13 protein-coding genes are annotated in these 13,928 nt (G+C 43.6%); 5 read left to right on the top strand and 8 right to left on the bottom strand.

Annotated elements, in window-relative coordinates; all coding sequences use genetic code 11:
- Positions 1 to 6 precede the first annotated feature (6 nt).
- On the top strand, positions 7 to 819 hold the full coding sequence (locus tag FQ608_RS12395; RefSeq protein WP_158858553.1) for a hypothetical protein: 813 nt from the start codon (positions 7 to 9) through the stop codon (positions 817 to 819).
- 9 nt (positions 820 to 828) lie between these two features.
- Here the strand turns inward: FQ608_RS12395 and FQ608_RS12400 are convergent, their stop codons facing one another.
- Positions 829 to 1,617 carry a hypothetical protein gene (locus FQ608_RS12400; protein WP_158858554.1) on the bottom strand — a complete coding sequence of 263 codons (789 nt, stop codon included), beginning with the start codon at positions 1,615 to 1,617 and terminating at the stop codon, positions 829 to 831.
- The gene (locus FQ608_RS12405; RefSeq protein ID WP_158858555.1) at positions 1,604 to 2,218 is read right to left on the bottom strand and encodes an RNA polymerase sigma factor; all 615 of its coding nucleotides are present in this window, start codon (positions 2,216 to 2,218) and stop codon (positions 1,604 to 1,606) included. The genes FQ608_RS12400 and FQ608_RS12405 overlap by 14 nt, the downstream gene beginning before the upstream one ends.
- A gap of 451 nt (positions 2,219 to 2,669) precedes the next feature.
- Between FQ608_RS12405 and FQ608_RS12410 the strand changes: the two genes are divergently transcribed.
- Positions 2,670 to 3,989 carry an aspartate aminotransferase family protein gene (locus tag FQ608_RS12410; RefSeq protein ID WP_158858556.1) on the top strand — a complete coding sequence of 440 codons (1,320 nt, stop codon included), beginning with the start codon at positions 2,670 to 2,672 and terminating at the stop codon, positions 3,987 to 3,989.
- A 190-nt stretch (positions 3,990 to 4,179) separates the two neighbouring features.
- Positions 4,180 to 4,710 carry a protein N-terminal glutamine amidohydrolase gene (locus FQ608_RS12415; protein WP_158858557.1) on the top strand — a complete coding sequence of 177 codons (531 nt, stop codon included), beginning with the start codon at positions 4,180 to 4,182 and terminating at the stop codon, positions 4,708 to 4,710.
- Between the two features lie 169 nt (positions 4,711 to 4,879).
- On the opposite strand, the gene FQ608_RS12420 is transcribed toward FQ608_RS12415, so the two are convergent.
- On the bottom strand, positions 4,880 to 7,108 hold the full coding sequence (locus tag FQ608_RS12420; protein WP_234364184.1) for a B12-binding domain-containing radical SAM protein: 2,229 nt from the start codon (positions 7,106 to 7,108) through the stop codon (positions 4,880 to 4,882).
- A gap of 86 nt (positions 7,109 to 7,194) precedes the next feature.
- Here FQ608_RS12420 and FQ608_RS12425 point away from each other — a divergent pair, with 86 nt between their 5' ends.
- Positions 7,195 to 8,094 (top strand): SAM hydrolase/SAM-dependent halogenase family protein, encoded by a 900-nt coding sequence (locus FQ608_RS12425; protein ID WP_158858558.1) that lies wholly within the window; start codon positions 7,195 to 7,197, stop codon positions 8,092 to 8,094.
- A gap of 33 nt (positions 8,095 to 8,127) precedes the next feature.
- Positions 8,128 to 10,845: a TonB-dependent receptor gene (locus FQ608_RS12430; RefSeq protein WP_158858559.1), complete on the top strand. Its 2,718-nt coding sequence runs from the start codon at positions 8,128 to 8,130 to the stop codon at positions 10,843 to 10,845.
- 180 nt (positions 10,846 to 11,025) lie between these two features.
- Here FQ608_RS12430 and FQ608_RS12435 read toward each other — a convergent pair whose 3' ends face one another.
- From FQ608_RS12435 to FQ608_RS12455, 5 genes are all read right to left on the bottom strand, one after another.
- Positions 11,026 to 11,388 carry a hypothetical protein gene (locus FQ608_RS12435; RefSeq protein WP_158858560.1) on the bottom strand — a complete coding sequence of 121 codons (363 nt, stop codon included), beginning with the start codon at positions 11,386 to 11,388 and terminating at the stop codon, positions 11,026 to 11,028.
- 506 nt (positions 11,389 to 11,894) lie between these two features.
- Positions 11,895 to 12,524, bottom strand: a complete 630-nt coding sequence (locus tag FQ608_RS12440; protein WP_158858561.1) for a YdeI/OmpD-associated family protein — start codon at positions 12,522 to 12,524, stop codon at positions 11,895 to 11,897.
- A gap of 5 nt (positions 12,525 to 12,529) precedes the next feature.
- On the bottom strand, positions 12,530 to 12,913 hold the full coding sequence (locus FQ608_RS12445; RefSeq protein ID WP_158858562.1) for a DoxX family protein: 384 nt from the start codon (positions 12,911 to 12,913) through the stop codon (positions 12,530 to 12,532).
- A gap of 1 nt (position 12,914) precedes the next feature.
- The gene (locus FQ608_RS12450) at positions 12,915 to 13,385 is read right to left on the bottom strand and encodes an SRPBCC domain-containing protein (RefSeq protein ID WP_158858563.1); all 471 of its coding nucleotides are present in this window, start codon (positions 13,383 to 13,385) and stop codon (positions 12,915 to 12,917) included.
- Between the two features lie 6 nt (positions 13,386 to 13,391).
- Entirely contained in the window at positions 13,392 to 13,715 is a 324-nt protein-coding gene (locus FQ608_RS12455) for an ArsR/SmtB family transcription factor (RefSeq protein ID WP_158858564.1), read from the bottom strand.
- Positions 13,716 to 13,928 lie beyond the last annotated feature (213 nt).

The raw sequence follows: 13,928 nt of genomic DNA on the forward strand, positions 1-13,928 counted from the left end.
CGTGCAATGAAGAAATATTCAGCAATATTTTTGTTCAGTCTGTTGCTCCTGATGCTAGGCTGCACAATAACGGATGATGGACAAGCTGAAGAAGAGCTCGAAACCGAAAGCTTGGGAGATTCTTTTTTGAGAAGTTTGCAGGCTGTCATGGCAACTGAACTTTCCCAACCAATTGACCGCTTAGTCCAAGTGAGATTTTTCAATCACTCGGAGACTGTTCCCAAAGGATATTCAAATTTTTATTATGATCAGCAGGGCAAACAGGTGCTGGTTGTAGGTTTGAATATGAATGCGGATACTACAGGCATCACGCTTTCAGATTATGATGAAAGGGGTAATAGGGTTCATCTGATAAATTTCATTAAGCGAAATGGGGTATTTGAGTGGGAGGTGGCAACCGAATATGTGTATAATTCGCTGGACATGGAAATCGAAACCTATAGCTTAAGGCCTGATAGAGAAAGAATACTGCTTATCGAAAAATCATATGATTCCATTGGAAGGTTGATTGAAAGCCGCTTTGGGATGGAGGGATATAGATACGCCTATGATGAAAACGGTAGAATAAAGACCGAAAGCTGGATTATTTATGGGAATCCAGACGCAACTTTTAGGGAATTAATTTATCGGTATGATGACGCAGACCGGATGATAGCTAGGGAAGTTGCTTATGGAAATCAGGATGACGGACCTAATTTAGTGCCATTGTATCAGTACGCTTATGACGAAAAGGGGAGACTGTCCCAAATGAAGGAATTTGATACCTCCTTTGGAATATCCCTTAGAATTACAAGAGAATATATCTATTCTGGGGAATGAAAATTTTGGTTACTTAATCAAAGAAAGCATCTTGATTTTTGCCCGGTAGCCCAAGGGGAAATTCCGGTTGTATTTGTGTGCTGAATCTTGAGTGATGTCCGAAATTAGTGCGTAACCCTCAGTGAAATTATTCATCTGTATATTTGCCAATGCAGTATAAAAATCCCGTTCATCCTGTAATTCACCAGATTGATCCAGTGAATTTCGCTGGTTGAGCAAATCCAAATAGATAAGGGCCTGTTGGGGTTTGTTAGTCTCCAATGCTGAAATACCCAAAAGAAGTAACTCGTCTTTGGAAAGACCTTCCAATGCCTCTACTGGGAATACAGCAAGGACCGCCGCAAAATCGCCACTTCGGTATAGGTCTTGGATGCTGGATGCATTTTCAGAGTCCCCCCTAAAGGAGGAGATTTCATAGGAGAGGAATTTATCTTGATAAAGATCAGTTCCAGAAAGGCTACTGAGGTTTAATACACCACCTATCGCTATAAAGAACAGAATACTGGCTGCTATTCCTATCCATTTTGCAAAAAAAGGGATCCTTACTACCCGAGTTGTATCAAATTTCTCAGATACCTGATTGCCATTATTTCTGTTTAGAAAGCCATTGTGACTTTGCTCGACAAGATTCCGAATAGCCTTTACCCGTACAGTTTGCCTACTCCATTCATATAGGGCAAGCTTCTGTTTCAATTTAGTTTCACGCATCAGCCGATTTTCCAACACCTGTACTCCCGCTGCTTCCAAATTACCATCCAGGTAATCTATCAATATTCGATCATCTTCACTGTAATCCATGACTTAAAGCTGTTTTTACTTTTTCGTATAATTCTTCACTGGACTCAATCTTCGCGGTAAGTGCCTTCATGCACTTGTATTTTTTATTCCGCAGGACCTGTTCGCTGGAGAGTTGTTCTTTTTCCACGATTTCTTCCATGGAGAGATTGTCAAAATAAAATAAGGTAAGAATAGATCTACACCCTTTTCCTAGCTTATCAAAGAGTTCCATCATCATCTTATACCCTTCCATCTTAATTAATTCCTCACTATAATCCCCTATTTCAATCTCTTTTTCACTTTCGAAAAGTATATCCCGTTGGACTCTGTTCTTCCGCCTTCTCAACTCGCTCAGCCATACATTTCTGTTGATGCTATAGAGCATAGATTTGATACTGGCATCTCCACGATATTTGTTATCATGCACCATGTTGACGAATACAACCATGGTTTCTTGAATCGTATCTTGTGCATCTGTTTGACTACCGCTGTTTTGAAGGATGAAGAACTCCAGCATGCTGTAATGAACCTCATAAAGCCTATCGAGTGCTTGGTTGATGGTTTGGGCATTTCGGAGCTCTTCCAAAATTTGGACATCATTCCACAATGGATCTTGCTTCATATATAAGTATGGTCCGGCGGGTAATTTGTAACCTGTGATTTTCAAAATTACACAATAGGGTTCGTTTGTTTATGAAAACTGGGGATTTTCCAGTATTAAATTAGTATCACATTTATAAGAATACGAATAGTATGTTTACGGGTTCCTGAAACTTTTGAATGGGTATTTTAATGGTTTCTGCCGCAATCAAAGTTAAAATAATTATTTTTAAACCTTAACTTGCAATGGGCTTTTGACCTCGCTCACTCTTGGAACAAGGAACCGACGTTTGTAAAAAGGGACATTCGGGGCTTTGTGACAATTAGGCTGATGTATGCAGTACAAATGCATGTTTTTCGACTAATCGAAAATGGAAATGCTTCAATAGTGATAAATAGCTAAACCCGAATTCAACAAAGAAATCTTTCATCTTGCCGATGAATATCCCTAAAAAACCAAAAAAGAATAAGTTATGTCTGATACCCAATATATAAAATCGAAGGAATGGTTAGACCGGGCTAGTAAAGTGCTTGCCGCCGGGGTCTCGTCCGAATTTAGAAAATACAACCACCCACATGCCCTATTTTATACCCATGGTAAGGGAGTCCACCTGTATGATGTAGATGGTAATGAATACCTGGACTTTACCCTAAGCCAAGGGCCACTTATCCTTGGCCATTCCAACCGGGAAGTGCTGGACGCAGTGCACGACTATTCCGAAGATGGGCAGCTGTTTGCCGGACAGCATCAGCAGGAAGTCGAATTGGCAGAATTGCTCAACCAAATCATCCCTTCTGCTGAGATGATGCGATTTTGCCTCGATGGCTCAGAGGCGGTTCATACTGCTTTTCGCGTGGCCCGCTCCAAGACAGGCAAAACTAAATTTTTACGGTTTGAAGGACACTACCATGGCTGGTTGGATAATGTTTCTTGGGGGATTTCTGCTCCCTCCGCAGAGGCCCTGGGAGACCGACTACATCCGAATGTGTATGCCTGGAGTCAGGGTTTGCCGGAGATGTCACGGGAGGAATTTTTAGTCCTACCATGGAATGACCTGGAATTGGTACAAAAGACACTGGAAGAAAACCATCAGGAAATTGCGGCCATAATCACAGAGCCCATGATGTGCAACAGCGGCTGTATTCCCCCAAAGGAAGGTTTTTTGGAAGGCCTGAGAAGTTTGTGTGACGAGTATGGAATTGCCCTGATTTTTGATGAGGTGATTACAGGGTTTCGGCTGGGACTTTCGGGTGCTCAGGGGTACTTTAAAGTCACACCCGATATGTCCATTTTTGCAAAAGCTATAGGTAGCGGCTACCCGATCAGTGCAATAGTAGGGAAGAAAATCTGGATGGACGAAATTGTCACAGCCCGGGTTATTCATGCAGGTACCTTGAATTCGTGCAATCCAACGGTGGCAGCGGCATTGGCGACCGTGAGCATCCTCAAAAGGGATGACCCTTATCCCAAGATGTTTGCACTCGGAGAAAGGCTACGGTCAGGATTGAGAAAACAGGCTGCGGAAGTGGGTGTTAATTTATTGGTACAGGGGTTGGGGCCGGTTATCCACACCGGATTTATTGATCAAGAGGAGGTGAACGATTTCAGAGATGTTCAGCTCTTCGATAAGGGTAAATTGAAGCAGTTTATCGGGGGACTTCACGATTCGGGATTGCGGGTAATCGGAAGAGGGCTTTGGTACATCAGTGCCGTGCATACTGAGGAAGACATTGACAAGGCCTTGCGAATATCTAAGAGAATTCTCCAAACCATGACCCAAAAAAACGAATGAACAATCAGTACAGTAGATTGGCAGGAAAACCATACAGAAGATCTGGCAAACCTAAGCTCAGGCATGCGGATTTTCCATAAAGTTTTTCTTTTTCCCCGGTTCGTTTTCCATAGTTTAGGTAAAACCTTGAAGGATGTGATGACTGTACGGCTGCATTGTTGGTAAAATTGACGTACTTTGCGCTCCCTATATGAAATTAGAAACCTTCAAGTACACCGCTAACTTTTGTGAAGAAAATATTTGGCATCTATGTCAAAACCCTGAATTGGCAGCTTTCACCAAAACAGTTTTGATCATTTCCAATCGCAGCAGAAACTGTCCCTTGTGGCATCAGAAGTCAGCTGTAGGGCAAGACACTGTTCGTTGGGATTACCATGTTGTAATGCTAGCCTCTTCCCCTGAGGCTAGCCTTATCTATGACTTTGACTCTACCTTAGATTTACCTTCCCCGCTTGGGAGGTATCTTGAACTAACATTCCGGTCCGAGTACGAGAATGAGCAACCTGCTTTTAAGGCAATTGATTCAAATAATTTTATCCATCTCTTCTTTTCGGACAGAAGCCACATGAAAGATCCAGAAGGAAACTGGACATTTGCTCCGCCAAGTTGGCCTTTGATTCAAAATACAGAAAAATTACCCCTACCGGAATTACTTGATTTCAGTGAAAACTCCAACCAGAATATCTATAACTTGGAGGAGGTAAAAGCAATGGGTATTTAAAACCAAAAAGGCTAATTAACTTAAGTTGGGTTTCAACCTTGAAAGATTTTTTGGAGCCTTTGAAGTGCTCATGTCATTTCGTCTTTCTAGAAGGGTTTACTAAATCCAATTAATTTTTATAAATATCTATATCGCATTTAAATAGGTGGTGAAATAAGGCTCCGCGGATTTATATCACCAACAACCCCGCTTCCCGTAACGAATATACAGGTTTGGAATACCAAAAGGGTGCCATATCTCCAAAGAGGCTCTCATAACCGCCCTTTACCTCGGCAAATGTCAGCGGCTTCCCGGCATGAACACTGCTTTGCTTGATCATTGCCAGTACCCAATCACCCCTTTCTTGATCCAATACCACCTGATCCTCTCCTTCGGGAGTGTGAAAGGTGAGTACCATAACCTGCTTGCTTTTCCCTTTTTTTGTTCGGGTCTGAAGGGATACTTCGGGTTCTGCCCCGATCCAGACAATTTTTGCCGTGGGCTTGGTTAAAATATCATCGTCTAGCGCAAGGCAGGTTGCAATAAAATCACGGGCAATGGCGGTTCTGGGAATTTTAAAATCAAACCATTCCTGCAGCTTCATCTCAAAGCCAATCCCATGCATAAAGTTGAACAGGGATTTTTTCAGTCCAAAGCTGAATTTGCTGTGATCAATACCCGTACTATCCGAAAAAGCGACTTCGTTGTCCGCAAAGTTGATTTCCTTTTTATGCGGAACAATATGGTACGCGTCCGGATTCAGGCCTATAGGACTATGGGCGGTCAGCGCAAACTGATGCCAAAAGCCCGACTGAATAATTCCTTCTTCAAACAACTGCCGGACCATCTCCAGGCTGTCCACCGTTTCCTGTACCGTCTGGGTGGGATAGCCGTACATCAGATAGGCGTGCACCATGATATGGGATTCGGTAAAATTTCGGGTAACCCGGGCCACTTGTGCTACCGTCACCCCCTTGTCTATCAATTTGAGCAGTCTGTCGGATGCTACTTCCAAGCCGCCTGAAACGGCAATGCAGCCGGATTCTTTGAGAAGCCGACAAAGGTCAAGGGTGAAACTCTTCTCAAACCGAATATTGGTCCACCAGGTAACGGTCAATTTTCGCCGGATAATTTCCAAAGCCAACGCCCGCATCAACGCTGGCGGCGCGGCCTCATCTACAAAATGAAACCCATTGGTTCCTGTTTGAAGGATAAGTTCCTCCATCCGGTTCACTAGCGTGCGGGCAGCTATGGGTTCGTAGATTTTTATATAATCCAGCGATACGTCACAAAAGGTGCATTTTCCCCAATAACATCCATGCGCCATGGTAAGCTTATTCCAACGCCCATCGCTCCAAAGGCTGTGCATCGGATTAGTCATCTCAATAACCGAAATATATTGGGTCAGCAGCAGGTCGGAATAATCCGGGGTGCCCACATCCTGTTGTTTGTAATCTGGCTTGGGCGAATTATTTTTGAAGACCACTTCTCCATCCTGCAAAAGGAAGGTGCGTTTATACAATCCGAAATTAGGATTGGAAGGAGAAGGATCCAATACTTGGGTAGCCAACAATTCAATGGGCATTTCACCATCATCCAAGGTAATGTAATCGACAAATTCAAACACCCTTGGATCTTTCAGGGATCGGAGTTCTGTATTTGGAAAGCCTCCTCCCATGGCTATTTTTATTTCTGGCCGATGTTGTTTTAACCACTGTGCACAGCGAAAGGCACTGTAAAGGTTGCCGGGAAAAGGAACGGAAAAGCAAACCAATTTGGGTTTGACTTCGGCAAGCGTCTTTTTAAAAATGCTTAGCGTAATTCTATCGATATAGGTGGGCTCACTATTTAATTGATCATACAATTCATCAAAAGAATTGGCACTTTGTCCGAGTCGCTCCGCATAGCGGCTAAACCCAAAGTCCGGATCCACGCACTCAATGATAAAATCAGACAGGTCCTCTAAAAACAGGGTGGCATAGTGCTTGGCCTTGTCCTGCATACCCATCAGTCCAAAGGCATATTCCATATCATCCAGCGTTTCAAACCGGGAGGCACGGGGAAGGAAATTTTCCGTACAAAGCAGACGGGCAAAGGTCTGGTTTTTCCCCTGTAAGAACTGGACGACATCTTCCAATACCTGTAAATACTTTTCTCTTAAGGTATAAATCCTACGGGAATTAGCAGAGACGATGGTTTTCTGATCGACTGCTAAGTCAAAAACTCCTGCCATGCCTTTTTTGGAAAAAAGTACCAAGATTACTTCCAAACCCAAATCCATCTGAAAAGAAGAAATTCCTTTCGTCTTTAGAAACCCCGTTAGGTAAGCTGTAGCCGGATAGGGGGTGTTGAGTTGGGTAAAAGGCGGGGTAAGGAGCAGCAGATCTTGCAAAGCAGGAATATTTTTGGAATTATGCAAATATAGGGTATTTGAAATAGGTATTTGAAATGAAATTTTTGCCAAATTTATGGATATTTGTAATAGGACACTTTACACATTCTCTTATGAATAAACGCTTACATCTTGTTTTGTTTCTTTTTGTTGTATGCTTGCAGGTGCGAGCCCAAAATCAGGTCTTGGTGTTTCAGTCAGATTTTGGTACCAAAGATGGGGCGGTAGCGGCCATGAAAGGGGTTGCCGTGGGCCTGTCCAGTGACCTGAAAATATTTGATCTTACCCATGAAATTCCGCCGTTCGATATTTGGGAAGCTGCTTATAGGCTGGAGCAAACGGCGGAGTATTGGCCTGCCGGAACCGTATTTGTATCCGTGGTGGACCCCGGTGTGGGAAGCGAACGTAAATCTGTCGTGCTGAAGACCAAGAGCGGGCACTTTTTTGTCACCCCTGACAATGGCACTCTGACGCTGGTTGCGGAAACGCTAGGAATAGAACAGGTAAGGGGGATTGATGAAGCAAAGAACCGCCGTGCAAATTCCGAAAAGTCATACACCTTTCACGGAAGGGATGTTTACGCCTACACAGGGGCGGCGCTTGCCTCCGGAAAAATATCTTTTGAGGAGGTAGGAGGGGAACTTCCCGCAAAAATTGTAGTCCTACCCTACGAAAGACCCCGAATGGAAGGCGGTGTGATTAGAGGCAATATCATCATTCTAGATCCGCAGTATGGCAATATTTGGACAAATATTCACCAGTCACTGGTGGAAAAGCTAAACCTAAGCTACGGAGATTTGTTGAAAGTTAGTATAATTTATCACGATAGAATCGTTTTCGATGAAGAAGTTCCTTTTTCAAAAACCTTTGAGGATGTGGGGGTTGGTGAGAATTTGGCGTATCTTAACAGTCTGCTGAATTTTTCCCTGGCCATCAATCAGGGCAACTTCGCTACAGCATATGAAATAAAAAGTGGCGAAGGTTGGAAAATCCAGCTAAAGCCAGCCAAGTAAGAATTCCTATTGGGAGCAAATCGATGAAATGCTATGAAAAGAAATTTACTGATCGCAGTTTTGATTCTTATAACGCCTCTCCTGTCTAATGGGCAGACCTTGGTCACGGGTAATGTGACCGATAAAGTTACCCAAGAGCCCCTTGTCGGAGCGGCTGTAGTGGTGCAGGGAACCCGTCGAGGAACAATCACAGATTTGGATGGTAATTTTCAAATACGGGCCATTTCCGGAGAATTGATAGTTATTTCCCAACTCGGTTATGTCCGGGAGGAAATTCCCGTTGAAAGTAATTTTAACCTTATGGTGAGTCTGGCAGAAGATGTAAATCTGCTTCAAGGCTTTACATTGGTGGGATCCAGAAACCCCAACCGTAGTGAGCTGACCTCACCTGTACCTATTGATGTTATTCCTTTTTCGAATATCCAAAAACTTTCTCCGCAGATCGATGTAAGCCAAATGTTGACGTATGCTGTGCCTTCTTTCCAGTCCAACCGGCAATCTTCTTCGGATGGCTCCGAACATATTGACCCCGCGGTCATTCGTGGGTTGGGCCCGGATCAGACCTTGGTATTAATAAATGGCAAGCGCAGGCACACCACTTCGCTGCTCAATAATCAGGGGTCCCTTGGGGTGGGTTCGGTAGGTACAGACCTCAATGCTATCCCCGCAGCCGCCATTGAGCGTGTGGAGGTTTTACGGGACGGCGCATCCGCACAATATGGATCAGACGCTATTGCGGGAGTTGTTAATATTATCCTAAAGCAAAATACGGATGCGCTCGACATCTACGCAGGTAGCGGAGTCACTTCCAGTGGGGACGGTGAATATTTTCAAGTCAACGCAAACTATGGGAGTGCCCTTGGGAAAAAGGGGGGTTACCTAAACTTTACGGGGGATTATTCCTTCCGTGGCACAACCAACCGGACGGGGAATCACGATCTAATTATTTTTGACCAGTCTGCTTTGGGGAATTTCTTTGCTTATGATTTTACATCCAATTCTATGGCATCCAGGCAGTATGATGACGATATGCTGGCACAAAACGGATTGAGCAGGGATGATTTTAATTTCCGCATAGGAGATGCCCAAACCAAGAATTTGGCAGGTTTTGTCAATTTAGGTCTTCCCTTTGGAAACAATGGGCAACATGAATTTTACAGTTTTGGCGGGGTCAATTTTCGGCAGGGTCTAGGTAACGGTTTCCGCCGACTGCCCAGCGAAACCAGTAATGTGGTAACCGAACTATTTCCATTTGGCTTCCAACCCAACACAGAATCTGAAATCTTTGATGGTTCGTTGGCAGTAGGTTCAAAGTTTGACGTTGGCAAGGGTTGGGTAGTAGACCTAAGTAATACCTTTGGCACCAACAGCTTTGACTATATCGTTACAAATACTAACAATGCCTCCATGGGTGCAAACAGTCCTACCCGCTTCGATGCGGGAGCACATCAGTTTACTCAAAACACCATCAATCTCGACGGAAGGAAGTTTTTTAAGGACATTGCGGCTGGATTTAATCTGGCAGGTGGAGCGGAATTCCGTCTGGAGAATTATCAAATCCGATCCGGTGAGGAGGCATCCTACCGAAATTACCAGTTTGTAACCAACCCGGATGGTTCTATCAGCAATCCATCCGGTATTGCAGGTGGTTCTCAGTCCTTTCAGGGATTCAGACCGGAAAACGAGGTCAACGAAAACCGGACCAACGTGGCTTTTTACGCCGATGCCGAGCTGGATGTGGTCAAGGCTTGGACAGTGGCCGCCGCCGCAAGGTATGAGACCTACAGTGATTTTGGCAGTGCGCTAACGGGAAAGCTGGCCACCATGTACCGCTTTACAAATTCGTTGGCGGGAAGAGCCACAATAAGCACCGGATTTCGAGCGCCCTCCCTGCATCAGCGGTACTTTAGCTATGTAAGTACGAATATTCTTCCAAGCGGCCAGTTAGGGCAGTCCGGAATATTTACCAATGAAGGTGTCATTGCCCAAACCCTTGGTATTCCAAGTCTAAAGGAAGAGCGGTCTAGAAACTATAGTGCGGGAGTTACCTTCAATCCGGGGAATGGATTCAGCATCACGCTTGATGCCTACAAGATCGATGTGGATGATAGGATTATCTTGACGGGGGATTTTGGGCAGGATGCATTTGGCACCCCTGTGCCTCCAATCCAACGTCTTCTCTTGCCACTTGGAGCGGAGACAGCACGTATCTTGACAAATGGAATTAACACGGAGACCGTGGGACTGGATTTAGTGGCTACGTACAGCCTACCTGCTGGGGGTGGGATTTTGGATTTTATTTTAGCGGGAAATCATAATGAAACCACCATTGTTGGGGATTTAAATATTTCCGAAGAATTGATAGGTCAGGAAGGTGTGTTTCTAAATCCAGCGGCAAGCATGGCCATCGAAAGGGGAAACCCACGTACGAAGGTGGCCTTCTCCACCACCTATTCAGCTTCTAAGTGGAGTGTGCTTTTTAGGAATACCTATTTTGGAGACGTGGTTCGGGATGGGTTTCCCTTTGGAAAAATCCAGCGGCTCACCCCTAAGATTGTAACCGATTTATCGTTGTCCTATCAACTGACCCCAGAATTGGCCGCCACCGTCGGGTCCAACAACTTGCTGAATGTGTTTCCTGATTTGCAAATTTATGAAAACAGCTATTTCGGTGTATTTAAATATGCTCCGGAGCAAATGGGGATGTCGGGGGCGTTTTTCTTTGGGAGGTTGAATTATAGGTTGAAATAGATATTAATGGATATTTGATATTGGGACATTGAAATATGGTGGAAATACGGTAGAAATATGGTCTACGGCCGAAATATTGAGATGATATTTGGATTTTGGATATTAATAGATATTAGATATTTGTTGATATTAGAATACTAGTTGGATATTAAGATATTGAAATACAGTGGAAATCGGAGTTTAGTTTGGACATAGAGAATGTCCGGGTATGATCCCGTTAGGGGCCGAATGTGGGTAGAATGGGTTGCATTTTTTGTTTTCCATTTTTGGCAGCGGGGATGTTTGGGGTGCCATTCCTTTCCCGCCAAAACTGGATTCTGTGAAGCGCTGCCCTCTTGATGTTGAAATGGGACGCTGATTTGGCGGATGAAGGGGATTTATGGGGAAAATGTAAACTTTGTATTTTAGCTCAATAGGTGACTCATTAGTAACCTTGGGTGTAGCGTTGCCCCAAATGAAGGGACTATGCCTCGTCATCCAGTTGATTCGTTCCGGTAGCCTTGCCCGAATTTCTTCAACCTGTGAGGCGGAAGACATCGTCAAAAGAAAAAATGGATAATTTATTATATCATTTTAGTTTCTCGGAATACGCTCCTCAGGAAACCTAAATTATCAATATCATGTATTTCATATATTCCGCCTTGCAGATTTTGACGTTAAGAAATCCGGGCAGAGTGGTGGCAAGGGCAGAGGCATGTTTGACGAAGTTTTTGTTCCCAGCATATTTTAGATAGATTCGCTCCTTACAAAAACTAAGGAGTTTGCCTATGCGCGGGTAGAGCACGGATTTTAGCCAAAAGATGCACAGCGGCGGGGTTTTTTTGGTTACTTTTTTTGACCTGCAGCAAAAAAAGTGACAAAGCCAACCTCAGCCGATAAAGTGAAAAACTGAGGAGAACATGTGAGTTTAAAGCAAGTATAAGACATTTTTTTTACAATCAATTGTTTGATTCGGGATTACCTAATTTACTACCTCATTAAAGGGCTGTTTTAGAATTAGACACGAAAATGTCGAGTATTTAAATTCTCAAGATTTTATTTGATTAAAATCACTTCCCATACTTATCATTCAACCCCTCCCCATTAAATATCTTCTCCTTGCACTTTTCGATGCGGGAATAGCGGGTTTGGGGTTGTTTGGGTTGGGAGAAGTAGATGATATATCCCCTTTGCCGTCCGGGGGTTAGGGCATAAAAGGCTTTTTCCAGCACCGGATCCTCAGCAAACTTATCCCGTAATTCATCAGGTATAGGCTCGGGATTCTTTTTGAAGACAACTTTCAATCCTGATTTTTCGATTTCTACCGCCTCCAGAATATATGCCTTTAATACCTCCTCCTGTTCATGGATTTGCTTGGGATTGGTAAACTTTATTAGCCGTCCTGACTGCGAACTTTCGCCATGCTGATCTAGGATGTTTTGGGGATCTTTTAGCAAGACCCCTTTGAAAAAGCTCAGCGAACTGTAATCCTTAAAGGCACTAATTACTACAATATTCTTGTCCTTGTAAGTGTAGCAGGGCACGCCCCATTTTACCTCCTCAGTCAAGCCACATGCCAATACGATATGCCGAAGCAATACGAGCTCTTCTCTCCAACTATTCACCTTGCATGCGGGCGTTGCGCCGTATTTGCAGCGCATACATCCGTCAATTAGGTATTTATCGACTTTTGGGTTCATGGTTATTAGTTCTTTAGGCCGATTAGTTTTCTTTCTAAAGGTCTAAAGTACCAAGATATAATAGACAAGACCAGCAATAGGGTAGGTCCAAAAAAATCGACGGCAGGATCTCCAACGGCAAAATGGGACAAAATTGCTCCCGTCATCAGGAAGAAAAAGCCAGCATAGGCCCATTCTTTTACCAATGGGAACTTTGGTATGAGAACAGTCACCACACCCAGTAATTTCCAGACACCTATAATAGTAAGAAAATAAAGCGGATAACCCATGGCGGTCATTCGTTCCGCTTCTTCCACTAACGGAATCAACTGAACAACACTACTCGATGTCATTCCCAAGCATAGCCAAATGGTGGCTACCCAATAGATAATTCTGTCCCTTTTTTTCATCTTACTTCATTTTAATTTTTTGAACAATTTCCTCCAAGCGGTTATGGGCCATATTAAGTCCGTAAGCAAAGGGCAGTTTGAGCATATTGTCCCTACCGTCTACAGACTTAAAGATGATTTGAATCGTCAATTTGCTTGTCGATTCAGAGAGTGCCGCAAAATCTATAAATTCCAATTGTACCGGAAAAGAGGTATTATCCATCTCAAACGTCCTTGTTATTTTTGCGTTTGGCTCAATTTCGTGTATGGTTCCGTTAAAAAAATGTTTGTTTCCCATCGGGTCCGTGGTCTCAAACTGGTAGCTGCCGTGCCTCTTGGCATCAAGTTTTACTACTTTGGTTCCCATCCATTGTGCCACAAGTTCGGGTTCTACATAAGCTTTAAAAAGCAGATCTACCGGCAAGTCAAATGCCCTTTTGATGAAGATTTCCTGCTTACCGTCTTCAGCGGTTACTTTTGTTTTTTGTTCCACGGAGAATTAATTTTTAGGCTTATAAGCTTTCATAACCTGCTCCAAATTATCAAACCTTTCCTCCCACATTTTCCGGAATGGCTCAAGAAAATCTGCCACCTCCTTCATATTGTCGACATTGAGGTGATAGTGTACTTCCCTGCCACTTTGTTCCTGAGTCAACAGGTCACATTCCGTCAGAATTTGTAGATGTTTGGATATGGTGGGTCTGGCCGTGTCAAAATTGGATGCAATCGCTCCCGCAGTCATGGACTGTGCCGCTATCAGCAGCAGTATGGCCCTTCTTGTAGGATCAGCAATCGCTTGAAACACGTCCCGTCTGGTTTTCATAATGAAGTTATTTGGCTACAAATATATATGAAGTTATTTGACTACGGAAATGATAGGTAAAAATTTTTTAATTTAAAGAGTGTAGGTTGGCTAAAGTAGGTTAAATGAATTAAATCATGCGTTTACAGCAGAAAACAAACTGATTACGTAGACTCCAATGCTCCAGAAAATATAATTATCTCGAATCTAGTTCAGTTTCCGACTACATTAATT

The organism is Lunatibacter salilacus (assembly GCF_009797935.1).
In the GTDB taxonomy this organism is placed as follows: domain Bacteria; phylum Bacteroidota; class Bacteroidia; order Cytophagales; family Cyclobacteriaceae; genus Lunatibacter; species Lunatibacter salilacus.

Bases quoted from the DNA above. Each gene is read 5' to 3' on its own strand.
- FQ608_RS12395 (WP_158858553.1), top strand. From the start codon at position 7: ATGAAGAAATATTCAGCAATATTTTTGTTCAGTCTGTTGCTCCTGATG.
- FQ608_RS12400 (WP_158858554.1), bottom strand. From the start codon at position 1,617: ATGGATTACAGTGAAGATGATCGAATATTGATAGATTACCTGGATGGT.
- FQ608_RS12405 (WP_158858555.1), bottom strand. From the start codon at position 2,218: ATGAAGCAAGATCCATTGTGGAATGATGTCCAAATTTTGGAAGAGCTC.
- FQ608_RS12410 (WP_158858556.1), top strand. From the start codon at position 2,670: ATGTCTGATACCCAATATATAAAATCGAAGGAATGGTTAGACCGGGCT.
- FQ608_RS12415 (WP_158858557.1), top strand. From the start codon at position 4,180: ATGAAATTAGAAACCTTCAAGTACACCGCTAACTTTTGTGAAGAAAAT.
- FQ608_RS12425 (WP_158858558.1), top strand. From the start codon at position 7,195: ATGAATAAACGCTTACATCTTGTTTTGTTTCTTTTTGTTGTATGCTTG.
- FQ608_RS12430 (WP_158858559.1), top strand. From the start codon at position 8,128: ATGAAAAGAAATTTACTGATCGCAGTTTTGATTCTTATAACGCCTCTC.
- FQ608_RS12440 (WP_158858561.1), bottom strand. From the start codon at position 12,524: ATGAACCCAAAAGTCGATAAATACCTAATTGACGGATGTATGCGCTGC.
- FQ608_RS12445 (WP_158858562.1), bottom strand. From the start codon at position 12,913: ATGAAAAAAAGGGACAGAATTATCTATTGGGTAGCCACCATTTGGCTA.
- FQ608_RS12455 (WP_158858564.1), bottom strand. From the start codon at position 13,715: ATGAAAACCAGACGGGACGTGTTTCAAGCGATTGCTGATCCTACAAGA.